24 protein-coding genes and 3 tRNA genes are annotated in these 25610 nt (G+C 42.2%); 19 read left to right on the forward strand and 8 right to left on the reverse strand.

Annotated elements, in window-relative coordinates; genetic code table 11:
* The first annotated feature begins 108 nt into the window (after positions 1 to 108).
* Positions 109 to 1275: a DUF3103 family protein gene (locus BGP78_RS11500; protein WP_119861521.1), complete on the forward strand. Its 1167-nt coding sequence runs from the start codon at positions 109 to 111 to the stop codon at positions 1273 to 1275.
* Between the two features lie 90 nt (positions 1276 to 1365).
* Here BGP78_RS11500 and BGP78_RS11505 read toward each other — a convergent pair whose 3' ends face one another.
* Entirely contained in the window at positions 1366 to 3003 is a 1638-nt protein-coding gene (locus BGP78_RS11505) for an endonuclease (RefSeq protein ID WP_119861522.1), read from the reverse strand.
* Positions 3004 to 3308: 305 nt separating this feature from the next.
* On the opposite strand from BGP78_RS11505, the gene BGP78_RS11510 reads away from it, so the two are divergent.
* From BGP78_RS11510 to BGP78_RS11525, 4 genes are all read left to right on the forward strand, one after another.
* Complete coding sequence (locus BGP78_RS11510; protein ID WP_119861523.1) at positions 3309 to 5123, forward strand: assimilatory sulfite reductase (NADPH) flavoprotein subunit; 1815 nt, start codon at positions 3309 to 3311, stop codon at positions 5121 to 5123.
* 74 nt (positions 5124 to 5197) lie between these two features.
* Positions 5198 to 6910, forward strand: coding sequence for an assimilatory sulfite reductase (NADPH) hemoprotein subunit (gene cysI / locus BGP78_RS11515; protein ID WP_119861524.1), 1713 nt, complete (start codon positions 5198 to 5200; stop codon positions 6908 to 6910).
* 46 nt (positions 6911 to 6956) lie between these two features.
* Entirely contained in the window at positions 6957 to 7697 is a 741-nt protein-coding gene (locus BGP78_RS11520) for a phosphoadenylyl-sulfate reductase (protein WP_119861525.1), read from the forward strand.
* 120 nt (positions 7698 to 7817) lie between these two features.
* Entirely contained in the window at positions 7818 to 8348 is a 531-nt protein-coding gene (locus tag BGP78_RS11525) for a DUF4124 domain-containing protein (protein WP_259386301.1), read from the forward strand.
* Here the strand turns inward: BGP78_RS11525 and BGP78_RS11530 are convergent.
* The gene (locus BGP78_RS11530; RefSeq protein WP_119861527.1) at positions 8343 to 9437 is read right to left on the reverse strand and encodes an NAD(P)/FAD-dependent oxidoreductase; all 1095 of its coding nucleotides are present in this window, start codon (positions 9435 to 9437) and stop codon (positions 8343 to 8345) included. The genes BGP78_RS11525 and BGP78_RS11530 overlap by 6 nt on opposite strands.
* A 172-nt stretch (positions 9438 to 9609) precedes the next feature.
* Here BGP78_RS11530 and BGP78_RS11535 point away from each other — a divergent pair, with 172 nt between their 5' ends.
* Entirely contained in the window at positions 9610 to 10341 is a 732-nt protein-coding gene (locus tag BGP78_RS11535; RefSeq protein ID WP_182912279.1) for an ABC transporter substrate-binding protein, read from the forward strand.
* On the opposite strand, the gene BGP78_RS11540 is transcribed toward BGP78_RS11535, so the two are convergent.
* Both BGP78_RS11540 and BGP78_RS11545 read right to left on the reverse strand, forming a co-directional pair.
* Positions 10316 to 10771, reverse strand: a complete 456-nt coding sequence (locus tag BGP78_RS11540) for a PaaI family thioesterase (RefSeq protein ID WP_119861529.1) — start codon at positions 10769 to 10771, stop codon at positions 10316 to 10318. The genes BGP78_RS11535 and BGP78_RS11540 overlap by 26 nt on opposite strands.
* A gap of 134 nt (positions 10772 to 10905) precedes the next feature.
* Positions 10906 to 11271 carry an RNA-binding S4 domain-containing protein gene (locus BGP78_RS11545; RefSeq protein WP_119861530.1) on the reverse strand — a complete coding sequence of 122 codons (366 nt, stop codon included), beginning with the start codon at positions 11269 to 11271 and terminating at the stop codon, positions 10906 to 10908.
* 173 nt (positions 11272 to 11444) lie between these two features.
* Here BGP78_RS11545 and BGP78_RS11550 point away from each other — a divergent pair, with 173 nt between their 5' ends.
* Positions 11445 to 11738 (forward strand): hypothetical protein, encoded by a 294-nt coding sequence (locus tag BGP78_RS11550; protein ID WP_119861531.1) that lies wholly within the window; start codon positions 11445 to 11447, stop codon positions 11736 to 11738.
* 291 nt (positions 11739 to 12029) lie between these two features.
* Positions 12030 to 12515, forward strand: coding sequence for a hypothetical protein (locus BGP78_RS11555; protein WP_147386079.1), 486 nt, complete (start codon positions 12030 to 12032; stop codon positions 12513 to 12515).
* A 4-nt stretch (positions 12516 to 12519) separates the two neighbouring features.
* On the opposite strand, the gene BGP78_RS11560 is transcribed toward BGP78_RS11555, so the two are convergent.
* Positions 12520 to 13503, reverse strand: coding sequence for an extracellular solute-binding protein (locus tag BGP78_RS11560; RefSeq protein WP_119861533.1), 984 nt, complete (start codon positions 13501 to 13503; stop codon positions 12520 to 12522).
* A 51-nt stretch (positions 13504 to 13554) separates the two neighbouring features.
* Between BGP78_RS11560 and BGP78_RS11565 the strand changes: the two genes are divergently transcribed.
* Together BGP78_RS11565 and BGP78_RS11570 are read left to right on the forward strand one after the other, a co-directional pair.
* Positions 13555 to 16275 (forward strand): bifunctional diguanylate cyclase/phosphodiesterase, encoded by a 2721-nt coding sequence (locus BGP78_RS11565; RefSeq protein WP_119861534.1) that lies wholly within the window; start codon positions 13555 to 13557, stop codon positions 16273 to 16275.
* Between the two features lie 100 nt (positions 16276 to 16375).
* Positions 16376 to 17176 (forward strand): VOC family protein, encoded by an 801-nt coding sequence (locus BGP78_RS11570; RefSeq protein WP_119861535.1) that lies wholly within the window; start codon positions 16376 to 16378, stop codon positions 17174 to 17176.
* Here BGP78_RS11570 and BGP78_RS11575 read toward each other — a convergent pair whose 3' ends face one another.
* A complete protein-coding gene (locus BGP78_RS11575; RefSeq protein ID WP_119861536.1) occupies positions 17177 to 17917 on the reverse strand; it encodes a transporter substrate-binding domain-containing protein in 741 nt (246 codons plus the stop codon).
* Between the two features lie 168 nt (positions 17918 to 18085).
* Between BGP78_RS11575 and BGP78_RS11580 the strand changes: the two genes are divergently transcribed.
* From BGP78_RS11580 to BGP78_RS11590, 3 genes are all read left to right on the forward strand, one after another.
* On the forward strand, positions 18086 to 18754 hold the full coding sequence (locus BGP78_RS11580; RefSeq protein ID WP_119861537.1) for an SDR family oxidoreductase: 669 nt from the start codon (positions 18086 to 18088) through the stop codon (positions 18752 to 18754).
* Positions 18755 to 18849: 95 nt separating this feature from the next.
* On the forward strand, positions 18850 to 19218 hold the full coding sequence (locus BGP78_RS11585; RefSeq protein WP_119861538.1) for a hypothetical protein: 369 nt from the start codon (positions 18850 to 18852) through the stop codon (positions 19216 to 19218).
* Positions 19218 to 21566, forward strand: a complete 2349-nt coding sequence (locus BGP78_RS11590; RefSeq protein ID WP_119861539.1) for a fatty acid cis/trans isomerase — start codon at positions 19218 to 19220, stop codon at positions 21564 to 21566. Before BGP78_RS11585 ends, BGP78_RS11590 begins: the two co-directional genes overlap by 1 nt.
* A gap of 29 nt (positions 21567 to 21595) precedes the next feature.
* Here the strand turns inward: BGP78_RS11590 and BGP78_RS11595 are convergent, their stop codons facing one another.
* Entirely contained in the window at positions 21596 to 22234 is a 639-nt protein-coding gene (locus tag BGP78_RS11595) for a peroxiredoxin-like family protein (RefSeq protein WP_119861540.1), read from the reverse strand.
* A 105-nt stretch (positions 22235 to 22339) separates the two neighbouring features.
* Between BGP78_RS11595 and BGP78_RS11600 the strand changes: the two genes are divergently transcribed.
* Positions 22340 to 22960: a dUTP diphosphatase gene (locus BGP78_RS11600; protein ID WP_119861541.1), complete on the forward strand. Its 621-nt coding sequence runs from the start codon at positions 22340 to 22342 to the stop codon at positions 22958 to 22960.
* A 1-nt stretch (position 22961) separates the two neighbouring features.
* Here the strand turns inward: BGP78_RS11600 and yrfG are convergent, their stop codons facing one another.
* Positions 22962 to 23624 carry a GMP/IMP nucleotidase gene (gene yrfG, locus BGP78_RS11605; RefSeq protein WP_119861692.1) on the reverse strand — a complete coding sequence of 221 codons (663 nt, stop codon included), beginning with the start codon at positions 23622 to 23624 and terminating at the stop codon, positions 22962 to 22964.
* A 60-nt stretch (positions 23625 to 23684) separates the two neighbouring features.
* On the opposite strand from yrfG, the gene nudE reads away from it, so the two are divergent.
* The 5 genes from nudE (at position 23685) to BGP78_RS11630 (ending at position 25606) form a co-directional block, all read left to right on the forward strand.
* Positions 23685 to 24248 (forward strand): ADP compounds hydrolase NudE, encoded by a 564-nt coding sequence (gene nudE, locus BGP78_RS11610; protein ID WP_119861542.1) that lies wholly within the window; start codon positions 23685 to 23687, stop codon positions 24246 to 24248.
* A gap of 2 nt (positions 24249 to 24250) precedes the next feature.
* Positions 24251 to 25051, forward strand: coding sequence for a 3'(2'),5'-bisphosphate nucleotidase CysQ (gene cysQ, locus BGP78_RS11615; protein WP_119861543.1), 801 nt, complete (start codon positions 24251 to 24253; stop codon positions 25049 to 25051).
* A gap of 185 nt (positions 25052 to 25236) precedes the next feature.
* Positions 25237 to 25313, forward strand: a tRNA-Met gene (locus BGP78_RS11620).
* Positions 25314 to 25383: 70 nt separating this feature from the next.
* A tRNA-Met gene (locus BGP78_RS11625) sits at positions 25384 to 25460 on the forward strand.
* Positions 25461 to 25529: 69 nt separating this feature from the next.
* Positions 25530 to 25606 (forward strand) — tRNA-Met (locus BGP78_RS11630).
* Positions 25607 to 25610: the final 4 nt, after the last annotated feature.

Here is a 25610-nt window from a genome sequence, read left to right on the forward strand (position 1 = left end):
TATTTTTACGCTCTCATTTGTTAATTTTAAATTAAATTTGTTGATCTTTTTTGTTGTAAGTTTTATCTTCTGTATTCAATACACGCGGATAACTTACAGGATAGGAAGATGAAATTACTAAAAAGAATAATGCTCCCCACCTTAATGACGGTAGCGAGTGTACATGTTCATGCACAATCAGTGCAGCAAGAGTTAATGACGGAAACATTTGATGAGTTAGATTTATTCTCGCCAAAAGAATTTCAAGTTATTGATATAAAGAAACAAATTTCAAAGGTTATAGCCAGCCAGATACAGGCACTTACGCCTCGGTTACAAACAATGATGAGTGAACAGCGCTTGTCCATCCCATTGCAAGCTAGCTTAATGTCAGGCCGTGCGGCGGAACAAGTGAACGTCGCATCAAGCTATACGAGAATGCTCAAGGGTTTGAATGTTAACAATAATGCAATTTTTCAACTGAGGCTTGCAGATAGTGCGATGTTAGCACCTTGGAGTAGCGGCGAGAAACCGCTTATAGCGTTTGCACCAAAAGGCGATGATACATCTTGGCTTTATATCGAGGCCTATGATCATGATGGGAATGTTCATCTGCTCGACGCACAGACAATGCCATTACAGCCTGTTCTTATTGTAGAAATTGATGGTCGAAAAAGCGCGCGCGAAGGTTTAGCAATTATGCAAAGCATATTTGCACAAAACCAAGATACAGAAACTAGCGCGATTATTACTTCTTCAGAAAATGACGCTGACGTGCTTTCTACCAGTAACTTAAAACGTATTCGTTTAAATGATGATAAAGAGCCGTGGATTTCGGGTAATGCTGAGATATACGCAGTAGTAACTGGTGTAAGCCCAACGAGGGATGAACCAATACTGGATATTGTTGATATGCCGTATCTTGACAATGACGGACGCGACTATACACCTAATCAAACCTTGATCCACTGGAATCGCTATCGCTGGCAAGCCGCTGATGTACTCTTGATGGAGCAGGACGACAACACCAATTATCAAACGCTTGCGACGACTTTTTTAGATATTGTGACACAAGCCATGCGGGCGATCCCCGATCCGAATGTACAAGGCTATGCGATTATTCCACAGTTAACAAACCAATTAATAAAAGCGATGCCAGCTCATTGGTTTAGCAATGATGATGACTATGTTGATGTGTTTTATACGTTATTTGAAGGTCAAAATTATAATAACCACATGGGGGCAAGTGGTAATGCCAAAGTCACCATTAAGCCATTAAATATTAATCCAAGATAAGAGAGTTCCCCGTTAAGTCGGTTACGGCCTAATGGACTAGGCCGTTTTTTTAATCAAGGGTGCAGGTTATTAAAACCTGCACCCTGCTTACTACCAAATTTGGGAAACAAATTCGGGGTGATCGACGTAAGGGTTACGATTGCCTTGAAACTCATAGGCAGCTTGGTTTCTCGCAGTTTCTAAGTCGTCTACAGGGTCAAGTTGATGCCAACGCAGTAACATAGCAATGACCCAAGGTTCAAAAACGCGAGCGCTACTGCCATCTAATACTGCATCACTATGGGTGGTATTGTTCTGCCAATTACCAATGTTATTTTCATAGCGGGTTGCCATATAAAAGTATACTCGCGCAAAGTCTCCCTTGAACTTATCGATTGGCTCGAACACTGTACCATTATAATTTAGCGTACTTACCGGTGATCCTACTCGGCTGCCATTTGTTGACGTAAAGCTTGCCGAGCTTACTTCACCAAATGGAAAGTTACTCCGTTTTGAGTTGACGAATCCGTCGCTTGCAAAAATATGATGAATATCAGAGTTCATTGGTTCAACCTTGCCACCAAACCAACTTTTAGGGAAAGAGTGTTCGCGGTTGTAACAATCGCTTTCTCCTCGATATGCACCACACTGATCTGATACAGCCACAAAGTTGTAGGCATCAATTGAGCTTGGCTTTTCTGAATATCTATCTAGCACTGAATTATCTTTTTCAAAATAAATATCACGTTCAGAGCGGTCTATAAATTGCCAAATAGCACTATAACCCTGAGAGTTATGTGCTTTGATGATGTTATGCAATTGTGTTTTGAGCGCATATCCGGTTAGCCCCGTGGCTGATGCGTAATAATCACCTGGAGTGCCACCGCCATTATCGCCACCATCACTGCCCAAGGTAAAGCGATGAGTTTTTTGATTCGTAAATGAGGAACCTTCTGCAATAGTTTGATTATTATGCGTCAATAAATATGCTCCGTTGCCAAATTCGCAACAAATTCCATCGCCATAGCTGTCAAAAATAACAAAGCTGTATGTTCCATCGGCAATGCATAGTGTTTCTGTGTGTGTTGTGTTGTTCGAAAAGTCAGCGCCGCTGGCTATGGTGTTTCCTTGGTCAGTATTAAGCTGCCAACTGGTTTCACTGGCGTATTTATCTGTCGTGAGTTTGAGCGTTAAGGGGTTTTTAGTGCATGAAGTCGGCGGTGGTGTGGTGGGCGGAAGTGAATCTGATGGTTGAAAGTTATCAAGGTAGACGACTTCACTACCATCAAAGCCACTCACATCGTAAAAGCGCAACCCGACGTTAATTACTTTATTGGTGCTTGCAGTATATTGGTGACTGATTTGTTGCCATTGCTGCGTGATGTAAGGATCAGAGTAATTTTGGTAACCATCGACGATCAGCCGTGCTTTAACCTTACCTTCTGTATGGTACACCCAAGTACTAAAGTCATAAGTTTGTCCTGCTTGAACTGAGATGGATTGTAATAAGTCGGTATTACTTTGTGATGCTGTACTGACTGTTATTTGAGCGGATGATGTACCACTTTTAACTGTAGTGTTACTTTTGGTTACAGTGATGCCACTGTCGATGGTACTCCACTGTGTGGGTTTACCTTGTTGCCAAGATTCGAAGTTGCCGTTTGCCACCTGTGCAATAGCGTGACTATGTATTGTTAATCCAAGTGTGGCCACTACGATAGTTCGTGTTGCCTTATTCCCGTGTTTCATTATTTTTCTCTATTTTTTGTTTAAAGAATTATTGTTTTATTAAAGTTAAACAAGATCGTTTTTTATACAGAGCTTGTTGGGCATATGTTAACTTTAGAGTTGTTTAATTTAAAACAATTCTTTTAAGCTGTTTTTGTTGGATTTTCTTGCTATCAATAACTAAATGGAATAACAAAGCAGATCTTCGTCTTTTTCTTAGCGCTAGAGATGCGTATGCTTTCAACTTATAAATCCTTACGTCCTGTAAGGGCGTTGTAGAAGAGCAATCTAAGCAAAAAATAGTTTAGGGTTACGGGGAATTTTCAATGTTGTTAAGTCAACTTAGTGCTGCGGCAAGCCCGCTTACACAAGAGCAAGTGCAAAAGCTACAAGGTTTAGTTGCGGAACTAAACCCGATTCAACAAGCATGGGTAAGTGGTTATTTGGCTGCCAATGCAAACACCGCGGCATTAAGTGGCACTGTAGGTCAACCGGCTGCACCTGCTGGCGATGCTGCACCATTAACTATTTTATATGGCTCGCAAACGGGTAACGCAAAAGGTGTTGCTAATCAGTTAAAAGAGCAAGCGGAATCGAGAGGCTTAACAGTTAAGCTTGTCAGCATGTCTGACTATAAAGCGTCGGCTCTGAAAAAAGAAAAGTTTTTGGTGGTGGCGGTCTCAACTTATGGTGAGGGTGAGCCTCCAGAAGATGCTGAAACATTACATGAATTTATAGCGGGTAAAAAAGCCCCTAAATTAGACGGCACCCAAGTAGCAGTGATTGGCTTAGGTGATTCAAGCTACGAATTCTTTTGCCAGACTGCCATTGATTTTGAAGAGCGCTTGGTAAAGTTAGGTGCTGAAATAGCGTACCCACGTGCTGATTTAGACGTCGATTATGAAGATGAAGCGCAAGCGTGGATCACTGGTGCGTTGGATATTTTTGAACCGCAATTAAAAGCACAGCAAAGTGCAGGTGCAAATGTAGTCAGCATGCCATTTGGTGCACCCGTTGCAGCGGCCAGTCAATATACAAAGCAAAACCCATTTTCAGCTGAGTTATCTATCGTGCAAAAAATTACCGGCCGAGACTCAAGCAAAGATGTACGCCATGTAGAAATTTCATTAGAAGGCTCAGATATTACCTATACACCGGGTGATTCATTGGGTGTCTATTTCTTAAATGATGAAGAGCAAGTTACAGCAGTATTGGCTGCGTTAAATATCACAGCCGATGAACAAGTGACACTAGGTAAAGAAACGCTTGATATTCGCACTGCATTAATTGAAAAGCTTGAGCTGACACAGTCATACCCAAGCTTTGTAGAAAAGTATGGTCAAGCTGCGAATAATGCACAATTATTGGCGCTGGTGGAAGATAAAGCGGCAATGCGTGAATATATCGAAGCGCGTCAAGTGTTTGATATTATTTTACAAAATCCGGCCGATATTACGGCTCAAGCCTTAGCTGATAGCTGTCGTAAGCTACAAGCGCGTTTGTATTCAATCGCCTCAAGCCAGGCAGAAGTGGAAGAAGAAGTACATTTAACGGTAGGGTTAGTTGAATTTGAAGCGTTTGGTGAACAGCACTTTGGTGGCTGCTCTGGGTATTTAGCGCAAAGAGCGGAAGAAGGGGTCAGCGTAAAGGTCTTTAGCGAGCATAATGACAACTTCCGTTTGCCAAGCGATGATGCAACGCCTGTTATTATGGTGGGTCCTGGCACTGGTATTGCGCCATTTAGGGCGTTTTTACAAGAACGTGATGCGCGAGAAGCGCAAGGTGAAAACTGGTTGTTTTTTGGTAACCCTAACTTCACTCAAGATTTCCTGTATCAAGTGGAATTACAGGGCTATGTAAAATCAGGTTTGTTAACCCACATCGATTTGGCCTTTAGCCGTGACCAAGCTGAGAAGATTTATGTACAAGACCGATTGCGTGAAAAAGGCGCAGCGGTGTTTGCTTGGCTAGAAAAAGGTGCACATTTTTATGTGTGTGGTGATGCGAATCGCATGGCCAAAGATGTTCATCAAGCCCTTGTGGATATTGTTAAAGCACATGGTGGTAAAGATGATGAGCAGGCAGAGTTATATTTAAAAGAGTTGCGTAGTGCAAACCGCTACCAAAAAGACGTCTATTAATCGGTGCGTGTGCTTATATACCCTGCGATGCGCGTAGGGTATACCGTCAAAGTAAAGTATTTAGGAATTCATCAATGAGCAAGCCCAATAGTAAGCATGATCAAAACGTTAAGTTTGCAGATAACGAGCGTTTAAAAACACAAAGTAAACATTTACGCGGCACAATCACCGAAGACTTATCTGATCCACTGACCGGTGGTTTTACAGCAGATAACTTCCAATTGATCCGTTTCCACGGTATGTATCAGCAAGATGACCGTGATATTCGTCCAGAGCGGACTAAGCAAAAGCTAGAGCCGTTGCACAATGTCATGCTTAGAGCACGTATGCCCGGCGGTATTATCAAACCAGAGCAATGGCTTGCAGTAGATAAGTTTGCGGGTGATAAAACCATGTACGGTAGTATTCGTTTAACCACGCGTCAAACGTTTCAGTTTCATGGCGTATTAAAGCCAAATATTAAAGAAATGCATTTAACCTTGCATGATGTAGGCATTGATTCAATCGCAACTGCGGGTGATGTAAACCGTAATGTACTGTGTACTACTAACCCAGTAGAGTCAGCGCTTCACCAAGAAGCTTACGAGTGGGCCGCAAAAATCTCAGAGCACTTACTGCCAAAAACCCGTGCCTATTTAGAAATTTGGTTAAATGGTGAACGTAAAGACACCACAGATATTGAACCAATTCTAGGGTCTACTTATTTACCGAGAAAGTTCAAAACAACAGTGACTATCCCACCGAATAACGAAGTGGATGTGCATGCAAATGATTTGAACTTTGTTGCCATTGAAGAAGACGGAAAATTAGTTGGTTTTAACGTGTTAGTGGGTGGCGGCTTAGCCATGACGCATGGTGATGTGAATACGTACCCTCGTAAAGCCGATGACTTTGGTTTCATTGCACTAGAGCATACGCTTCAGGTAGCTGAGCACGTTGTATCGGTTCAGCGTGATTGGGGTAACCGTGTTAATCGTAAAAATGCTAAGACTAAATATACCCTAGATACTTTTGGTATTGATGAGTTTAAAGCTGAAGTTGAAAAGCGAGCGGGTGTTAAGTTTGCCGATAGCCGACCTTATGAATTCACGCATCGTGGCGACAGCATCGGCTGGATTGAGGGTATTGATGGTAAACATCACTTAACTTTATTCATTCAAAACGGCCGTATTTTAGATTACCCAGATAAAGCGCTAAAAACAGGGTGTCGCAAGATAGCTGAAATTCACCAAGGTGACTTCCGCATGACAGCGAATCAAAACTTGATTGTTGCGGGTGTACCGACTGAGCAAAAAGCGGAAATTGAAAAAATAGCCCGTGAACATGGTTTGATTGATGATGCAGATACGGAACAACGTAAAAACTCTATGGCGTGTGTGTCATTACCAACGTGCCCACTTGCGATGGCTGAAGCTGAACGTTATTTACCTGACTTAGTTACTAAAGTTGAGCAATTACTGATAAAGCATGAAGTGGCAAATGACAGCATCATATTACGTGTTGTGGGTTGCCCGAATGGCTGTGGCCGCGCGCTATTAGCTGAAGTTGGTTTAGTCGGAAAAGGCCCAGGCAAATACAACGTGTATTTAGGTGGTAACAAAGAAGGAACTCGTGTTCCTAAGTTGTATTTAGAAAATGTAGGCGAAGATGTGTATTTACCTGCCCTAGATACATTGATCGGTCAGTGGGTAAATGAGCGTGAGCAAGATGAATGCTTTGGTGACTTTGTGATCCGCAAAGGCATTGTTGCTGAAGTAAAAGTCTCAAAAACAGACTTCCACGCTTAAACAAATAGGATATTGGCAGGGCAACCTGCCTACTTTAGGAATAAGCATGAGTGACTATAAAAATATATTACAGTTAAGTGGCGATGAGCAGCGTCATTTATTAGCACAAGCAAATGATTTACTGTTGCCCATGACACCGCAACAGCGAGTGGCTTGGGCTTTAGAAAATTTGCCAACCAATGCATTTTTATCGTCTAGCTTTGGTATTCAAGCCGCGGTAATGCTGCATTTGGTAACGCAAGAAAAAGCAGATATTCCTGTGGTACTCACTGATACTGGCTATCTTTTTCCTGAAACATATCAGTTTGTTGATTACTTAACTGAACGGTTAAGCTTAAATTTGCAGGTGTATCGCTCTAACTTTAGCCCTGCATGGCAAGAAGCCAAATATGGTAAGTTATGGGAGCTTGGTGAAGAAGGTATTAAGCAATATAACACGCTTAATAAAGTAGAGCCGATGACCAGAGCGTTAAAAGAGCATCAGGTAGGCACATGGTTTAGTGGCCTGCGCAGAGATCAGTCTTCGACACGTGCGGACAAGAAAATATTGGAAATTAGCCGTGGTACGGTCAAGGTTTATCCTATTATTGAGTGGAATAACCGTGATGTTTATCAATATTTGACTAAGCATGACTTACCTTATCACCCTCTTTGGGAGCAAGGTTACGTATCGATGGGCGATGTGCATACTACTCGTAAACTCGAACCAGGTATGACGGAAGAAGAAACACGATTTTTTGGATTGAACCGTGAATGTGGCTTACATATTGACGGTGACGGTATCTAACCATTCTCCAGTGTCAGATACCCTTTACAAGCACAACTTTTGTTGTGCTTTTTTTATGCTCACCCTCTGTGTATGATGTAGGGTTAAGGACTAAAATGACAGAAGTACACGAAGGAGTGAATGATGAAAGCAGCAACCTATATGATGATTATGATCATGCTGATTTGTTTAGGGTCTTTGTTTGTGCTGAAACGACCAGACGGCAAGACTTGGCTTAGCGTAGATAATGTTATCAATAAAATTGAGGCCGGTACTGGTGATGTATTGAGTCAATCTAAGCGGGCAATTGAGAACACCGTAGACGAGGCGCGTGCATTAGTGGATGAGCAAGGCCCAGTAAAGACGCAGCCTGTTATTTATAAATGGCGTGATGCGCAAGGCAATTGGATTTATTCTGACAAGCCCAATTCCAATGGTGATAACCAGCAACATACATTAGACCCAAGTAAGGTGACGATTATGGCTGCTGAAGATACTGCTATTTTACAGACGCTGGCGACTAAGGAAGGTGATGGCGAGTCTGGGCAAGGGATACCCTCTGCACTTAACCCGAGTGCAGTTAAAAAGCTCATGGAAGATGCGCAAAATGTCCAAAAGCTAATGGATGAGAGGGCTAAAACGATTGATGACGCCGTCGGGGGGGGATCATAGGGTACTAGAGTGTACGTGCTCAGCAATAGCGAGGCTGGCCGTTAGTCCTGGAGACTCTATGCCAAAGAGATTGATTAAACCCTGACAACCGTGAGTATCAGATGTCTGAATCGTAAAGTCTTGCGTACCTGAACGGGTGGTTTTGGCTCTAATTCCCGCATAAGCACTCTGTAGTTTCGTGTCATCAAGTGCTGGCCAATACTGTTTAATAGCGTGTACAAACTTATTTTTCTCGCGGTCATCTATTTGATAATTAAGCGAAGAAATAAAGTGTGTGTCAGGGCCAAATCTAAGCTGACCAGCAAGGTCTAAAGTGGCGTGAATACCTAACCCATGTTGTTCAGGCACGGGGTAGACTAAATGCGTAAATGGATGCTGTCCTTGGTAGCTAAAATACTGCCCTCGACAATAATGCAGCTCAGGGACAAAAGAGTCATCTAGGTCTTCTATTAGCATGGCATTACGTTGTGCAAATAAGCCCCCAGCATTGATTAAATTACGGCAATGTAACTGGAAAGGTTCGCCATCACAGTTTAATTCAACAATGTAACCGTCTTGTGTCTGCTGTGCACCTAAAAACTGGGTGTTGGCGACATAGTGTCCTTGGTTTTGCTCAAGTTTTGTTAGCAATGAGAGCATGAATTGATGACTATCTATGATCCCAGTGGAAGGGGAATAGAGGGCTTCAGTAGCCTGTATTTCTGGTGCGTAATGCTGAATGTGTGAGGGAGAGACGCGCTTTAAGTCTGTCACACCATTTAGTTGGGCTTGGCATTCGATTTGGTGCAGTGTTTCGGCCTCACAGACTGTTTTCGCAGTCAGTATTTTGCCTATTTTTAGGTAGGGTACATGGTATTTATCACAATGCTGATATAGTAAGGCTTTTCCCCTCACACAGAGTTGCGCCTTCAAAGTATCAGTAGGGTAGTAAAGACCCGCATGGATAACCTCACTGTTTCTGCTGCTGCTGTGTTCACCAAATTGCGCGTTTTGCTCAATGAGTAATACGTCTTGATTTTCACTGAGCTTAGCAGCAATCGCCATACCAACGACCCCAGCCCCCACAACGACGGTGTCTAACTTTTCCATAACGTCTTTTCCATAGCACGGCTTAAGCATTCATTAATCGCTATAGTAACAAATGCTCGCCTAGTCAGTCACGCTGCTATATTAGTGTGCGCCTGCGTATATGAATACTGTCCGTGAATTGAAATTTTTAGACTACAATTACGGGGTGCAACCAATGAGGATGAAGAGGGAGATGAGGTATTTACTCTACATAGCTTGGTTTATTTTTGGGCTTCAGGAAAGTGCAGCTCAGCCAATAAAGACCGTGGTGGGCGGGCATAATCCATGGCCACCTTATATACTTGAAGATGGCTCTGGGTTGGTCAAAGATGTGGTGACAGCTGCTTTTGCGGCGCAAGATATTCACTTTGAAATGCGGGTTGCTCCTTTTAGCCGCATGATGCGTTTGTTAGATCAAGGCGCGGTTGATGTGGTACCCGCATTATGGTGGACTGCGAAACGTTCAAACACTTTGTTATTTACTGAGCCGTATTTTAATAATGAAATGGTGGTGGTTCATCATGTTGATGACGCATTGAGCTTTTCAGGTGCCAGAAGTTTGCGCTTTTTAAGCATGAGTGTCATTCGTGGATATGGTTATTATGATTTTTTAAGTTCGATTGAAGGGCTAGAATTGATCCCCTTATCGAGTTTACAAGCATGCTTAGAGCTGGTGGAAAAACGAAGAGCCGATGTTGCTGTTGCGGATCTATGGGCTGCCAAATATCACTTAAAAACATTACCGAACCTAAAAAAATTAGCCGTATTAAAGCCCGCTTTAATTTCTTGGCCTTTACATATGGGGGCATTAAAAACACACCCTCAAGGTGATGAAATTATTCAGCAATTTAATTTAGGTTTGGCTAAAATAAAAAGAAATGGTCTCTATGAGCGGCTAATTACGACGCACTTTGGCCACTTCTAGCAACCACCGCTGCGGTCATTCTTGATACACAACACAATTGGTTTTGAGCATTAACGATTTTCACTTCCCAAACAGAGGTGCGCTTGCCGATGTGCAATGCACGCGCTGTCGCGGTCAATATACCATTTCGGGAAGCTTTGAGGTGGTTGGCATTGATCTCTTGGCCGACACAATAGAATCGTTCGAAATCGATAACAAAGTTGGCCGCATAGCTTGCGACTGTCTCAGCAAGAGCAACATTCGCACCGCCATGAACCAAACCAATAGGGTTGTGGTGATGCGGTGTCGCGGGCATCGTTGCAACCAGGTAGTCGTCCCCGATCTCCACAATTTGAATATCGAGGGTTTTCATCAGAGAGCCTTGGCCATGTAAGCCATTATCTAACTCATTGCAAAACTCTAACGTCACAGGGCGAAACCAAATAGACATATCACTTCCTTTGTATAAACTGAGTGGGTTTTATATCATTGTCTGTGGCGAATGAGCAATAGTGCAAAGATAACCGCTATTGCTCAAGAAGATATCGAATGGGGGCTCATTAAAATGATGGTCGCATGTCTTGTTTAGCCAAACGAGATCGGTTTTCTTCCTGTATCTGCATCTTTTTTGTTTCTTCGACTCCGATTACGCTTTTTCTTTTTTTCTGGCTCAGTAGGCTCAGGGGTAGATTCAGCTCTTTGAGCTGGTATGGCGTCGGGCGAGAGCGTGAGTAGGTAATCATCGCCATCGAAGTGTAAATTATCGCCAGAGTACATTTTTTTACGCTTAACGGTACAAATTTCATTGTTGACGGCAATGTAGCCTTCGCCAATGAGCATTTTTGCTTGTCCACCAGTCTCAACAAGATCAAGTACTTTGAGTAAATTACATAGCTCAATCGGCTCTTCTTCTAACTCTACTTCAATATAGTCAATCGGTTCATCAGACATTTACACAACTCCTATTCAATTTGCGACAGTATACCGCTGGATACGGTGGGTCACGAAACTTTTTATCTGTTTTTGTGGTCTTTAACTTAAATGCCGTAATTGTTGTGTATCTTGCTACACAACTGGGTTAAGCGCCAGAGCGTATTGCGTTAGGTTATGAGGGTTAAATCATTATGGGTATTCGTTCAACATTAAAGAAAGAGTTGATGAATTTAGATGCGACAGATCTGATGACCGCAGATGATGTGCGTAGTTATTTAAAATTACATTTTGCTCGCGTTAAAAATAAAAGCGTACAAAGCTTAAATTTAATCTCACATTTCAATGAATATCACAGCCAAGTAGTGTCTGGGGCACCAACGAAGAAAGTCACACTGAATTATACTCGACATCGTTTATTTAAGGATGTGTTGTACCCAAAAAAATCAGTGCAGCAATGGGCTAAGCAGTATGATGTGGATGGTTAAATCACGCGTATCAACCTGAACTTATTATCTTTATTTGTGTTTTTTATTTTCATGGATTACATTTGTAATCATTTGATGTAAAAAACAGGCTATATAAAAGTGTTATTAGGAAAAATGGGGCTCGTTATCTGGCTATTTTTTTGCATTGGTTGTAGCGCCCCAAAAATGCATGTTTTCTATAGTGGACTCGATAAAGCTCAATGGCCTTAATTAACTAAGAAGCTCGAACGTGAAGGGATCACGTATCTGCCAAACTCGTATGCGGTAAGCACAGAATATCGTCACCCGACATTGGTGTATTTTCCAGGTGATCTCACTGGAGAATTTGTAGATAAGTTAACCGCAGTGGTAAAGTCATTGGGATTTGAGAGGTTAGATGTAAACATCTTTAACCGCCATAAACACTTTTATTCTAAAGGAAACTTAGGATTATATTTTCCAATTCAGAAGAAACAAACGACTTTCCCTGATTTATTATATTCGACTGATTGTGACCACAACGATAGTCGAGTCACTTTGTTAGCAAGTGGGCGATGGCGAGCATTTAGCCGGGATACTCCCTCTTATATTGAGGGAAAGTGGCTGTATCATAAGCCCTATTTAACGCTGGTTTATGCAGACACGCGTGGTGAATTTCAGCAGGTTTATGAAGCACAGCAGCATCAGGTGATGACCTTGCAAGGGCCTAAAAAGGCAACAACTTATCAAGTCTTAGGGCATAAGTCATATCCCCTAGCCCTGTTTAATTGTAACCTTCAAATCATTTTCGCTGAGTAGCGTCTTAAGACTTTGGTAAACTTTTTGTCGCGAGTTTTAACAGTGGCAAGCTTTGCTTAACCGCAGAAATATTGGGCGTAAACGGGACCGTGGTATTATCTACTTGAGTGATCACCGGGTATTCTGCTAATGAGTTTGCATAGACGCTTTGCGTTTCTGGGGTCAGTAAAAACGCAATAAACGTTTGCGCATGCTTTTTATTAGGAGCGTGTTTGGCAATCGCAGCGGTTGTGGTTGAAATGGGCGTACTGCCATTTGCTGTTAGCATATAATGAATATTAAGTTTATTGGCAAGATCGCGATCACGTTTATTATTTGATTGCTTCATCATGGTCCAATAATAATGATTGGCCAGTGCAAACTGACATTGACCCCGAGCCAGCGCGCGAAGTTGATCTCTATCCCCACCAGTTGGTCGTTTTGCCAGTAAGGTATTTGCCGTTGGTAGCCAAGCAATGTCAGATTTTGCATTGGAAGCAAATAAAGACGCGGCGAGCATTTTATTATAACTATGTTGCCACTCTCGGACACAAAAAGTACCCTTATATTGCTCTTGAGTTAGGGAGCTATAGTGTATTGGTGGGGGAGATTTTGCACCTTTGCGACTAAATAGGGCACGAGTGCGCATTGAAATACTTACCCACATATCGTCATCATCTTTTAACTCATGTGGGATATGTTCCCACTTTGACAATTCGGGTATGGGTTGTAACAAACTCTTGTGATCATGTAATTGAATGAGGTCAGAGCTTAGTACGACATCAGCCAAAGAGCTATCACCATCTTGCTTTAACCGTGAAAGCAGATGTTTGGATTTACCATTAACGACGTTCACTTTTATGTTGTGCTGCGCTTCAAATTTTTTGATCACAGGCTCTATCAGTTCATATTTACGAAATGAATAGACATTTAAATGTGCTGACTGGGCAAATATTGGTGTACTTTGTATCAATATAAGGGAATAAAGTAAAAGTTTGCTTTTCTTCATTGTAAATAAGAACTATTATCAGGTGTGTATAGAATACAACGTCAATTACATATGTCTATAGTTACGCCGATTATTTCAGTTTTACGCTCTCCAGTGCAATTTGGTGCTTTTTGCTTTTTGCTTTTTGTCTCCGCTATGCTTTATGTCGGCTTTTTGCTGAATAATTATTATCAACAGCAAGAGCGACAAACGTTACAGCAGCAGCTATCTCAGTATCATCATCAGCTTGATACTAAACTCGCTTATGTAGGGCATTTACTTTATTCCATTGATGCCTATCTAGACGATGGTTTTAAAATGGACTTATTTAACCAAGTCGCGCAATCCCAATTACCAGGCGGAGATGTCGAATTGCGTTTAGAAATGTATCGGATCATCAAACCTGAACAAGTACAAAGTATTGAAGTATTGCAGCGTCAACTTGGCTTTTTCGATTACACGGTGCGTTTACAAGGGCAAATAAGCACGCATTATCTTACACTCATGAATGTGGCGCCCTTAGCTGACTATGGGCATACAATGGGAGATAGCTTGGCGTTTAGCGATGCGCAAATTGATATGTTATATGAGCATCAAAGCCTGATGGCGGTGAATTGGTCTCATCAGGATAAATGGACGTTGTTATTGCAAAGACCCGATCATCAAGGAGCGTCATCCGTGCTTGGCTTGAGCTTTGAACTGCCCATTTTACTGGAAGGTTTATTCGGTCACATTTATCAAACCAGCCAGCAGCATTTAAGGGTGTATACGGATCAACAAGAACTATTTAATTCTGATTGGCAAAATAATTATGATCTTGCGCACCGTGATGTGGGAGCAAATCAAACGATCGATTTTTATGGCCAAAAGCTGACACTGCAACTCTATAGTCATAAGCAGTTGTCCCCTAGCTTATTAGAGAACCGGCATCTTATGATTGTGGGGTTCCTTACTGTTGCATGTTTGTGTGCTTGGTTAGTCTGGATGCAGCTTCGCTACTTAGTATCGCGTAACAATGTTATTAATAAAATTGTAATTGAACGCACGACGAGCTTGGCACAAGCGAATGACCGCTTAAGCATTGAATCAGACAAACGTTTAGCTGCACTACAACAGCAAATTAGTGCGGAAAGAAAGTATAAAAGCTTGTTTTTAAATAGCAGTGAAGGGTTGTTTGTCTTAGATGCACATGGGCAATTAGTTGATGCAAACCCTGCTTTTCGTCGTTTACTTCTAGGCAATGAAAACCAGCAATTAGGCGCATATTTGAGTCAGTATATCGTCGATGATGAGTTTGCCAAACAGTGGCAAAAGATCATTGATCATAAATCACGGCATGATGAATTAGAGTGGTTGGCGCAAGTCGAAAGTGCTGACAGTATCTGGCTTAGGCAAACAGGAAGTTGGTTGCATGGACCTGGCGGCACCCTATATGAAGGAAGAGTAACAGATATAACCCAGCTCAAACTATTTAATGAACAACTTAAATATAAAGCACAGCACGACAGTTTAACGGACTTACTCAACAGACAAACCTTTTTAGGGTTGGTTGAAGCATGCCGTAATGCCTCTGCAAAGCAATATGTCCTTTTATATATTGATTTAGATCGCTTTAAATTAATCAATGATACTTTAGGACATTTGGCAGGCGACAGGCTGCTCGTTGAGTTTGCGACGCGAATGCGGATCTTACTCGGGAGTTTTTCAGACATTGCTCGTTTAGGTGGGGATGAGTTTGCTGTACTGATAGAGCTCGATAAACTGCCTATGCCGTTAGAAGGTATGCTGGAAGATATTCTTGTTGAAGTGCGTAAGCCTTTTGTATATCAACAACAAAGTCACAGTATCAGTGGCAGTGTGGGGGTGAGACGATTCACCGTACCATGTGTCAATTATGAGGCAGAGAAATTATTACATGATGCCGATATTGCCATGTATGAAGCGAAGAAAAGAGGAAAAAATTGCTATTATATTTATAGCTCAGCCATTGCCTGTGAAGCATCAAGAAAACTACGAATAGAACGAGCCTTACATGATATTGATTGCGATGGTGAATTAAGTCTGCAATTTCAACCCATATATTGCTGCGAAGGACGACGACTGCGTGGATTTGAAGCGTTATTACGTTGGCATAGCACGGAGCTTGGTTTTGTGAGTCCCGCTGAATTTATTCCAATTGCAGAAGAGTGCGCCAAAATAAATATGCTCGGCCAATGGGTATTTAAAAATGCGGTTTCTTTTATGCATGAATGTGGTGAAAATGACTTATTCATGAGTGTCAATGTTTCACCCTTACAAATACAAAGCGGTTCATTTGTACCTTGGCTTATTGAGCTGTTTTCTCACAATCAAGTTGAGCCTGGACAGTTTAAAATCGAGTTGACTGAATCGGCCATGATGATGACTGAAGATAGTCTAGTCGAGCCATTAGAGCAACTTCATGAACTTGGATTTGGTATTTACATTGATGACTTTGGGACAGGCTTTAGTAGCTTGGCGCGCTTGAATGCATTACCTGTAACCGGTTTAAAAATAGACAGAGCATTTATTGAAGGCATAGAGAATATGGGCAGTGCTCGACAGCTCATTGAAGCCATTTGTGCCATTGCGAAAAGCTTTGATTTAGTTGTTACAGCTGAAGGAATAGAAACACCTGAGCAGTTAGCGGTGCTGAGTAAATTACATTGCCAGCAAAGCCAAGGCTATCTAATGAGCAAGCCGTTGGCTCGGGGAAGTGCCGTATCCTTAGTTATACAGGTTAACAGCGCACCTTATCTAGAGTTAGTGACTTAACCTGCTTTTAACGCTTTATTTAATGATAATAAAACCATTTAGGCATGGTATTTTGTGCTTTACTTGTTAAAGCGTAAAATAATTAAAAAGAGAGGACAGTATGGCAAAGGTAACCTCCGCAACTCCGGGAACATTCTGCTGGGCTGAGTTATGTTCAAGTGACTGGGCGGTAGCAAAACCATTTTATACCCAGCTTTTTTCATGGCAATTTGACGATCAGCCGATCGGCGAAGATTGCTACTATACCATGTTGAAAAAGCATCAAGATGATATAGCCGCGATGTACCAAATGATGCCTGATCAGGTTGATGCCAATATAACCAGCCATTGGTTAGCCTACATAGCGGTTGAAGATGTTGATAGCAAAGCTGTTGCAGCGCAGACATTAGGTGCCCAGATTATTCATGGTCCTCATGATGTGCCTGGTGCTGGGCGTATGGTAATGATTAGTGATCCGGGTGGGGCACTCGTCGCACTATGGCAAGCAGAAGAACATTCCGGCTCACAACGTGTGTTAGAGTTTAATGTACCTTATTGGCATGAATTAACAACGCGAGATGTGCAAGCGAGTTCTGAGTTTTATACGCAACTATTGGGCTGGCAAGCTGAGCAAGTGCCGATGGGTGAAATAACGTATACCCTGTTTAACATTGATGGCAAGCCCGTTTCGGGTCTTATGCCAATGACAGATGAGTGGGGCAAAGATACCCCTGCACATTGGATGATCTACTTTGCAGTCGAAAGTTGTGACGCTATGGTTGAAAACACACCGCACTTGGGTGGTCAGGTCTGTGTACCTGCTACAGACATTGAAGGTATTGGACGGTTTGCAGTGTTAACAGATCCAAGCGGCGCTGTTTTTTCTATAATGGAATCAACTTCTGGGGATATTGAGGAATAATCATTTTAGATAGGTATCGGGAAGCTCGATAACCTGACCCCCACATTTAATAAAGCTACGCTGCAATACCTCTAATAAAGCACGTAGCTTGCCCGATTTTTGAAGGTCTTTAATGGATTGATTAAGTTGCTTTACTAAGCGCTCATTACTTTGGTGCACGTAATGGTAAACTGGATATCGCTCATCTTTTAATAGGCGAACATAGACTTTTTTTAATCCAGAAGCGCACAATGCACCAGTCGGGAAAATATTATTTGCTAACAATATATGTGCTTTTGATTTTACTAACGCTTGAAATGCGGATACATCGTTTTGCACAGCAGTACAATTTAAGCGCTTGCGCTGACAATAGTATTCAGAGATTAAGCTCCCATGGATCAAAATAATAGATACATCACGGTTTATTGTGCAGGCTTTTTCTGTCAGGCAGAATATCGCCAATTGGGAGCTTGCGATTGGAGCAGGGACCTTGATGATATTTTTATACTTCTTCATCACAACATCGACTCGTCCACCTTCGGCATCTAGTATTCCCATGTCTACATGTTTTAATCCTCGGTAACTGGGCATAAAGATAACGTGGGGCGTAATGTTTAAAGGGCGATAAATCTCACGCATTATGGCGACAACTTGCTGTTGGCCAAGTTGATATGACAAAGCTTCACTTGCATTGATGGTATAAGGCTTTGCAGAGCTAAGAGGCTGTACCAAAATGCATAAAAGACAAAAAATGAATTTCATTTAAAAGTGTACTTATTTAAAAATACTCATTAAAACATAGCAGGTATATGAATAAATAGCGTTGCGTTTGGGCTTGAATTTATAGGTGTATAGTTCACAAATTTAAGTGCTGATGAGAGATGTTTAAGTATTTTTATATTGGCTTAATTAATCTAAAAAGGAAGTAATATGAGCAAGCATGTTCTGATCACGGGTGCAAACAGAGGCATTGGTTTAGAGTTTTGTAAGCAGTACGCTAGTGCTGGTTTTACCGTAACAGCCGTCGTTCGTCAGTCATCTGCTGAATTAGACAGTATTGACAATATCCGTGTCATAACAGGTATTGATGTTAGTTGTGATGAAGGTGTTGCACGCTTGGTGTCTCAACAAACGGATACGTCAATCGATATTTTAATTAACAATGCGGGCGTATTTAGTAATGAAACATTAGCCAATATGGATTTTACTGCGATTGAGCGGCAATTGCAGATAAATGCCGTTGCGCCAATTAAAGTGACCTACGCCCTTCAAGCACATTTAAAAACAGGGGCTAAAGTGGCTATGATCACCAGCCGTATGGGTTCTATTAGTGATAATAGTTCAGGGGCTTATATTGGGTATCGTATGTCAAAAGCAGCGTTAAATGCAGCCAGTGTGAGTTTAGCGCACGAGCTTAAACCGAAAGGCGTCGCTGTTGGTTTGTTACACCCGGGTTTTGTACAAACGGCGATGGTGAATTTTGCTGGGGATATTTCTGCTGAGGTCGCTGCGCAGAGGTTGATCATGCGTATTGAAGAGTTGAATCTAGAGAATACAGGCGGGTTTTGGCATTCAAACTCCGAGGTGCTGCCTTGGTAGTGTCGTAAATGTGGCTGAAAAGGTAAATCACGCAAGGTTCAGGTTATTTATGCTAATATGAGGGCAACTATTTGTGCTCATATTATCGGAAAATTATGGAATTATCACAAGATACCCCACTGTCTTTACCTTTATTTTTGCTCAATGATGAGATTGAATCTCGCGATATTGAAGCACCAGATGTTGTTTTAAATGTTGTGTTAGACGAGGCATTACTGGCGAATCTATGTCAAAACCCCAATACTGAGCAGAGCGTGAGCATTACGTTGGAACAGTACCAATTAGAGGTGTTAACGCCGGCTTTTTCTGGACTGCTAGAAAGTAGCCATCAAGCACAGCTGCTATTAAATCATGGCCCTGTGTTAAGCGCGGTTTTGAGTAATGACGCTGAGCAAATGTTCATCTCGCCACCAATGGAAATGATGCCAACGTTTGATTTAGGTGAAGAAGTCGAGGAAGAGTAATGCAACGGCGCCTTTGGACACTATTACTCACAGTCGTAATTTTATCAGGGTGTGCGGCAATTGGTTTTAGCAAATATGATGATTTATTTGGTAAAGCACAGCCGCAGGCTAGGATAAGCAGTAATAAACAAGGTTTGGGGGCGCAGTATTTAACTTCGGTAAAGCCTGTCTTAGATACGCGTTGTGTTGTGTGCCATGGTTGTTACGATGCACCCTGTCAGCTCAAATTAACGTCCCCCGAAGGGATTGATAGAGGGATCAGTACAGAGCGGGTTTATGATGGTACTCGGTTATTGGCACAAAAACCTAGCCGCTTATTGTATGATGCACAAGACACGCAGGCGTGGCGTGATAAGGGTTTTACACCCGTTTTAAATGAACGGGTACAAACAGAACAAGCGAACTTAATGGGCAGCGTGCTTTACAATAGTTTGCTACTCAAAATGCGCAACCCTATGCAACAACAAGGGGTACTCGGCAGTGAATATGATTTTTCGCTAGATCGAACGCAAAGTTGTGCCAATATGGATGAATTCGCGACACTGGCTAAACGACAACCGCATGGCGGTATGCCCTATGGGTTACCGGCGATATCCCCTAGCGAATTTAACACACTAGCGACTTGGCTGCGCAGTGGTGCGAAAATGGCGCATATTGGGCCTGCAAGCGATTTTGAACAAAAGCAAGTGAGGCAATGGGAAGCATTTCTCAATCAGACCCCATTAAAGTATCAATTGTCGGCACGCTATATTTATGAACATTGGTATTTGGCCAATATTTATTTTCCGAGTGAAAATACAAACCGCCCCGTTAACTTTTTTAAGCTGGTGCGCTCAAAAACACCACCTGGGCAAGAAATTGAATTAATAGCGACACGGCGTCCGTATGATGAGCCAAATACATCGCGAGTCTATTATCGATTGATGCATGAACGCAGTACCATCTTAGCTAAAACACACATGCCGCTGGCGCTAAATGGTCATAAAATGCGGCGTTTGTATGAGCAGTTTATTGCTGCGGACTATCAGGTCGACACCTTACCCAGTTATCAGCCCAAGATAGCGTCAAACCCGTTCAAAGCTTTTGCACAGATCCCTGTTAAATCTAAATACCAATTTATGCTGGATGAAGCAGAGTTGATCATCAAAGGCTACATCAAAGGCCCTGTGTGTCGTGGTCAGGTTGCTCTAAATGTGATCAATGACCATTTTTGGGTCGCGTTTGTTGACCCAGATAAAAATAGCTCAGCGCAGGTGAGTGAACTATTACTGACTCACGATGATGAACTGGCATTGCCTGCATCAGATCAAAGTAATGTACTGCCTATATCGAGTTGGACTAAATATGCGGCGCATCAACATGATTACTTGAAAGCAAAAACAGCCTTAGCAAATAAACTGTTGGCGCAGAGCAATAAGTTAACGTTGGACTTGTTATGGCAAGGAGAAGGGCACAATAAAAATGCGGCTTTAACTGTATTTCGTCATTTTGATAGTGCCACTGTGGTTAAAGGATTTATTGGGCAGCAGCCTAAGACCATGTGGGTGTTAGATTATGCACTATTTGAACGTATTCATTACTTGCTGGTGGCTGGGTTTGATGTCTATGGCAATATTGGGCATCAATTAAATACTCGTCTATATATGGACTTTTTACGCTTAGAAGGGGAGCAAAACTTTATTAATTTGCTGCCTAAACAGGCTCGGAAACACGTAAAGCAGCACTGGTATCGTCGTTCGCATATTAGTTTAAGTGAGTTCATTAATCGCAACGCTTTATGGGGAGCACAAACAGGTATTGAATATGTTACTGACACGCCTAAAGACGAGTTAATGACAAAGATGGAGCAATACTTAGCCCCGATATTGAGTAAAGAATACGACTATCAAGCTGTGCCTGAGCTGTTTAACGTCCTTAACAATTTACCTAGTCAAGCCGTTAATTTACTGCCACAAGTGTCGTTTATTTTACAGCAAAATAAAGAGGGTAATGGGCATAGCGCGTACACGCTTATCCATCATAATGCGCATTACAATATTTCTAGCTTATTAAATGAAACGGGGCAACGCGCCTACCATGAAGATACAGCAACGTTAGTACCCGGATTTATTGGGGATTATCCAGAAGCTATTTGGTATTTACCTAATGAAGCGCATGCAGAGCAATTTGTGTCACGGATTCAGCAAATATCAAATGAAGCGCAGTATGCTGATTTAAAAGCGGACTTTGCGATTCGTCGTACACACCCTCAATTTTGGCAATACAGCGATATTTTGCATAAAGTGGCAAAAGAATATCGTGGAATTGAGCATGGTGTATTTGACTACAATCGTTTAGAAAACCGCTAGTTCAATGTACTAGCGGTTTTAAATATAGCCTATAGCGCGCTGGCTGCTTTCACTGCTGCTAGCAAAACAGACTCATCCAAGCGCACTTTGTAATTTGGATTAGCATATTGGAATTGCACCAACCCTTTTTTATCAATCACAAATACTGCTGGTACAGGTAATGCAACTTTACTTTGTCCGTCTAAATCAACAAAGTTGACTCCCATACGATCGCGATACGCTTTGGCCGTTTTATCATCTAAAAAGTAGGCCAATCCCAATGCTTGAGTAAATGCCAGTTTGTTATCTGATAGTAACTGGTAGTTGGGGGAGTCTATTTTGCTTTTTGCCAGCTCTGCAGGGCTATCTGGTGCCACTGCAATAATTTGCGCACCATATTGTGCAATTTGGCTTTCAATTTTCTTTATACCAGCAAGTTGGCGAGAGCAATATGGGCACCAGCCTCCGCGATAGACCACCACAACGGTGGCTTTATTTGCATAAAGACGCTCTAAATTTACCGCTTTATTACTTTGGTTCATAAGGGTAAGTTTTGGAGCGTTTAGTCCAGGTAATAGGGGGCTTACTTGTTCAGGAGATGAAGCAATGTTGGTGATTTGAGCGGCATTTGCTGAGTGAATATTCACTAGGGCGATGACTATCATAGATATTACAGTAAAAAAACGCATAGAACTCTCATTCTTAAATTAGTGAACAGTATTAGAACGGACAAGTGGCGAATTTCTTTCAGTGGGGTATCATATTGCCTTTGAAATGATCATAGAGAGAGCACAATGTCTGCCAATGTCACTAAACTGGTTGTAATGCTAGAAATGCAAAATGCCATGAACACTAAAGTTCATGAGCAATGGTTTAATCAAGGGTTTGATTGGTATCGTGCTATCTGGGTTGAATGTGCCGAAATGCTGGACCATTACGGCTGGAAGTGGTGGAAAAAACAAACGCCTGATACAGAGCAAGTGATTCTAGAGCTTGTCGATATTTTCCATTTTGGATTATCACTGCGCATTGATGGAAAAACCTCATACCAAGCGCTTGCAGAGCAGCTTGATACGCAATTACAGCAACCACAGTGTGACGCTGATTTTAAGCAAACATTAGAGCAACTTGCTGCTTCTGCTGTCGCTGAAAAAACATTCAATGCGCAAGCATTTTCGGGTTGTATGCAGCAAATTGATATGAGTATTGACGATTTATACCGGGGTTATGTAGGTAAAAATACACTCAACTTCTTCCGTCAAGACCATGGATATAAAGATGGTACATATATTAAAGTGTGGAATGGTCAAGAAGACAACGAACATCTCGTAGAGGTGGTAAAAAGTCTAGATACAGAGCACCCAGACTTTGCGAAGAACGTCTATGCTGGACTAGTCGAACGCTACCCAAGCTAATTTAGTGATCAGTTAATGGTAATAGAGTACGGTAATCTGTGATTGCATGGTAGCCAGTAATGTTATTTGCTGGCTGCTGACTATCCGGATTCGCCACGGCTAATAAGTGGGCAATACCATACTGCTTTGCTGCATCGAGCACCGCTAAACTATCATCAACAAACAAAGTACGGGCTTTATCAAATTGTAGGTCTGCTTGTACTTGTTGCCATAAGCTTTGGCTTTCTTTACTCACACCATATTCATGCGTTGAAATTATTTTATCTAAATACTGATCGAATTGGGTGCGCTCAATCTTTAAGGACAGGCTATCCGGGTGTGCGTTCGTTAATAGAATAAGCTCTTTCCCTGCCGATTTTAACGCGTTTAAAAAAGCGGGCGTGTCTTCACGTATGGTAATCAAATGTTGTATTTCGCGCTTGAGTGCCATTATTGGTAAATCGAGCTGTGCTTGCCAATAATCTAAGCAATACCATTGAATTTGCCCGCCCACGGCTTCATAACGCTTCATTATGTCAGCGGTTGCTTCAGCTAGCGTGATATTTTGTTTTTTGGCATGCTCTCGTGGGATAACGGTTAACCAAAAGTGGCTGTCGAAGTGTAAATCAAGTAGCGTTCCATCCATATCAAGTAAAACGGTATCGATATTTGACCAATTTAGCATAGGCATTTTTCGTTAAAGGCTTTATGATTAAGTTACCGCCATAATAGCAAAAAAACGCCTATGTCACAGAAAAAGCACCCGTCACCACCTGAGATCATAACTTGTGAAGTTGTGGCCAAAAGTAAGCTATTCACCATTGAGTCTCTTGATTTACAGTTTTCTAATGGAGAAAACCGTACTTATGAACGTGTACGTGGCGGTGGGCGCGGGGCTGTGATGGTGATCCCAATCACCGCTGATAATGAGCTTTTACTAGTTAGAGAGTATTGTGCGGGCACGCACAACTACCAATTAGGGTTCCCGAAAGGACTTATTGATCCCGGAGAAGCGCCCATTGAAGCGGGTAATCGCGAGTTAAAAGAAGAAGTGGGTATGGGGGCGAAGCAATTTTCTGATTTGAAAACTTTATCGCTGGTGCCGAGTTATTTTAATGCGAAGATGCACATACTCGTGGCGCAAGATTTGTATCCTGAGTCACTGGAAGGCGATGAACCTGAAGAATTGGTTGTTGTAAAGTGGCCCTTGGATGAGTGGCAGTCGTTATTAACACAGTCTGACTTTACTGAAGCGCGTAGTGTGGCTGCCTTATTACTACTTCAGCAGTTTTTAGCGTCGGAGGCGTGATTTTGCATACATTATTAGAGCCCTGTATAAAATTAGCGGAACAAGCTGGCGCAGCCATTATGGCTATTTACAAAAATGATGACATTGGTGCGCGTGAAAAGTCAGACCATACGCCGGTAACATTAGCCGATATCGCAGCGAATGATGTGCTGATGGCAGGATTAAAGCAGCTAACGCCTGATATTCCTATTATGTCGGAAGAAACTCCTATTCCTGCATTATCAGAGCGCCAACATTGGCAGCGGTACTGGTTGTTAGATCCCCTTGATGGGACAGGAGAGTTTATTCTAGAAAGTGGCGATTTTGCGGTGAATATTGCCTTGATTGAGAATAATGAACCTGTGTTGGGGGTGATTTACTGGCCAGTGAAAAACACAACCTATTATGCTTTAAAAGGTGCTGGCGCGTTTAAACGAGCCGACGGCAATGAGCAACAGATATGCGTGTCACAACCCAGTAATTTGACACTGGCGGTGAGCCGCAGACAAAACTTAGCCGTGGTAAGCCAATTTGTAGAGAATAAATTTGATACGGTACCTATGGGCTCCTGTTCACTTAAAGCGTGTATTATCGCCGAAGGTAAAGCAGATTGTTTTTTGCGAGTAGGCCCTACGGGGGAATGGGACACCGGTGCGTCACAAGTTATTGTTGAAGAAGCGGGTGGCAGCATTACTGATGCTGAATTTAACCCACTAACTTACAATCAACGAGATAGTATTGAAAACCCCGATTTCATTGTGATGGGTCATGCAGATTGGCCGTGGCGCACAATCATCACACCACACACACGCCCTAAAGAGTGAAAAATGGTCAATAGAGACCAAAGTTGCGCAGTAACCTTATAAATAAGCGTGTTTAGTATAAATTAAGCACTTAAATACTTGCATTTAAAATAGGATCCTATACTATAGCGACCTCTTCGAAAGACAAGTTATCTTAACGTGTTATTTGAGGGTTAAGTTTAAGATTTTATAGCTTAAACTACAGGCGCGGGATGGAGCAGCCTGGTAGCTCGTCGGGCTCATAACCCGAAGGTCGTCGGTTCAAATCCGGCTCCCGCAACCAATTCTTTTTATAAGTTTGGTGGCCAAAAGTTGTCATGTAGAGCAACTTAAAACAATTTCTGCAATACAGGCGCGGGATGGAGCAGCCTGGTAGCTCGTCGGGCTCATAACCCGAAGGTCGTCGGTTCAAATCCGGCTCCCGCAACCAATTCTTTTTGTAAGTTTGGTAGCCAAAGTTGTCATGTAGAGCAACTTAAAACAATCTCTGCAATACAGGCGCGGGATGGAGCAGCCTGGTAGCTCGTCGGGCTCATAACCCGAAGGTCGTCGGTTCAAATCCGGCTCCCGCAACCAATTC

The organism is Pseudoalteromonas sp. MSK9-3, from assembly GCF_003590335.1.
In the GTDB taxonomy this organism is placed as follows: Bacteria; Pseudomonadota; Gammaproteobacteria; order Enterobacterales; family Alteromonadaceae; genus Pseudoalteromonas.

What these genes read in the sequence shown, in the direction of transcription:
- BGP78_RS11500 (WP_119861521.1), top strand. Translation starts at nt 109, where the DNA reads ATGAAATTACTAAAAAGAATAATGCTCCCCACCTTAATGACGGTAGCG.
- BGP78_RS11505 (WP_119861522.1), bottom strand. Translation starts at nt 3,003, where the DNA reads ATGAAACACGGGAATAAGGCAACACGAACTATCGTAGTGGCCACACTT.
- BGP78_RS11510 (WP_119861523.1), top strand. Translation starts at nt 3,309, where the DNA reads ATGTTGTTAAGTCAACTTAGTGCTGCGGCAAGCCCGCTTACACAAGAG.
- cysI (WP_119861524.1), top strand. Translation starts at nt 5,198, where the DNA reads ATGAGCAAGCCCAATAGTAAGCATGATCAAAACGTTAAGTTTGCAGAT.
- BGP78_RS11520 (WP_119861525.1), top strand. Translation starts at nt 6,957, where the DNA reads ATGAGTGACTATAAAAATATATTACAGTTAAGTGGCGATGAGCAGCGT.
- BGP78_RS11525 (WP_259386301.1), top strand. Translation starts at nt 7,818, where the DNA reads ATGATGAAAGCAGCAACCTATATGATGATTATGATCATGCTGATTTGT.
- BGP78_RS11530 (WP_119861527.1), bottom strand. Translation starts at nt 9,437, where the DNA reads ATGGAAAAGTTAGACACCGTCGTTGTGGGGGCTGGGGTCGTTGGTATG.
- BGP78_RS11535 (WP_182912279.1), top strand. Translation starts at nt 9,610, where the DNA reads ATGAGGTATTTACTCTACATAGCTTGGTTTATTTTTGGGCTTCAGGAA.
- BGP78_RS11540 (WP_119861529.1), bottom strand. Translation starts at nt 10,771, where the DNA reads ATGTCTATTTGGTTTCGCCCTGTGACGTTAGAGTTTTGCAATGAGTTA.
- BGP78_RS11545 (WP_119861530.1), bottom strand. Translation starts at nt 11,271, where the DNA reads ATGTCTGATGAACCGATTGACTATATTGAAGTAGAGTTAGAAGAAGAG.
- BGP78_RS11550 (WP_119861531.1), top strand. Translation starts at nt 11,445, where the DNA reads ATGGGTATTCGTTCAACATTAAAGAAAGAGTTGATGAATTTAGATGCG.
- BGP78_RS11560 (WP_119861533.1), bottom strand. Translation starts at nt 13,503, where the DNA reads ATGAAGAAAAGCAAACTTTTACTTTATTCCCTTATATTGATACAAAGT.
- BGP78_RS11565 (WP_119861534.1), top strand. Translation starts at nt 13,555, where the DNA reads ATGTCTATAGTTACGCCGATTATTTCAGTTTTACGCTCTCCAGTGCAA.
- BGP78_RS11570 (WP_119861535.1), top strand. Translation starts at nt 16,376, where the DNA reads ATGGCAAAGGTAACCTCCGCAACTCCGGGAACATTCTGCTGGGCTGAG.
- BGP78_RS11575 (WP_119861536.1), bottom strand. Translation starts at nt 17,917, where the DNA reads ATGAAATTCATTTTTTGTCTTTTATGCATTTTGGTACAGCCTCTTAGC.
- BGP78_RS11580 (WP_119861537.1), top strand. Translation starts at nt 18,086, where the DNA reads ATGAGCAAGCATGTTCTGATCACGGGTGCAAACAGAGGCATTGGTTTA.
- BGP78_RS11585 (WP_119861538.1), top strand. Translation starts at nt 18,850, where the DNA reads ATGGAATTATCACAAGATACCCCACTGTCTTTACCTTTATTTTTGCTC.
- BGP78_RS11590 (WP_119861539.1), top strand. Translation starts at nt 19,218, where the DNA reads ATGCAACGGCGCCTTTGGACACTATTACTCACAGTCGTAATTTTATCA.
- BGP78_RS11595 (WP_119861540.1), bottom strand. Translation starts at nt 22,234, where the DNA reads ATGCGTTTTTTTACTGTAATATCTATGATAGTCATCGCCCTAGTGAAT.
- BGP78_RS11600 (WP_119861541.1), top strand. Translation starts at nt 22,340, where the DNA reads ATGTCTGCCAATGTCACTAAACTGGTTGTAATGCTAGAAATGCAAAAT.
- yrfG (WP_119861692.1), bottom strand. Translation starts at nt 23,624, where the DNA reads ATGCTAAATTGGTCAAATATCGATACCGTTTTACTTGATATGGATGGA.
- nudE (WP_119861542.1), top strand. Translation starts at nt 23,685, where the DNA reads ATGTCACAGAAAAAGCACCCGTCACCACCTGAGATCATAACTTGTGAA.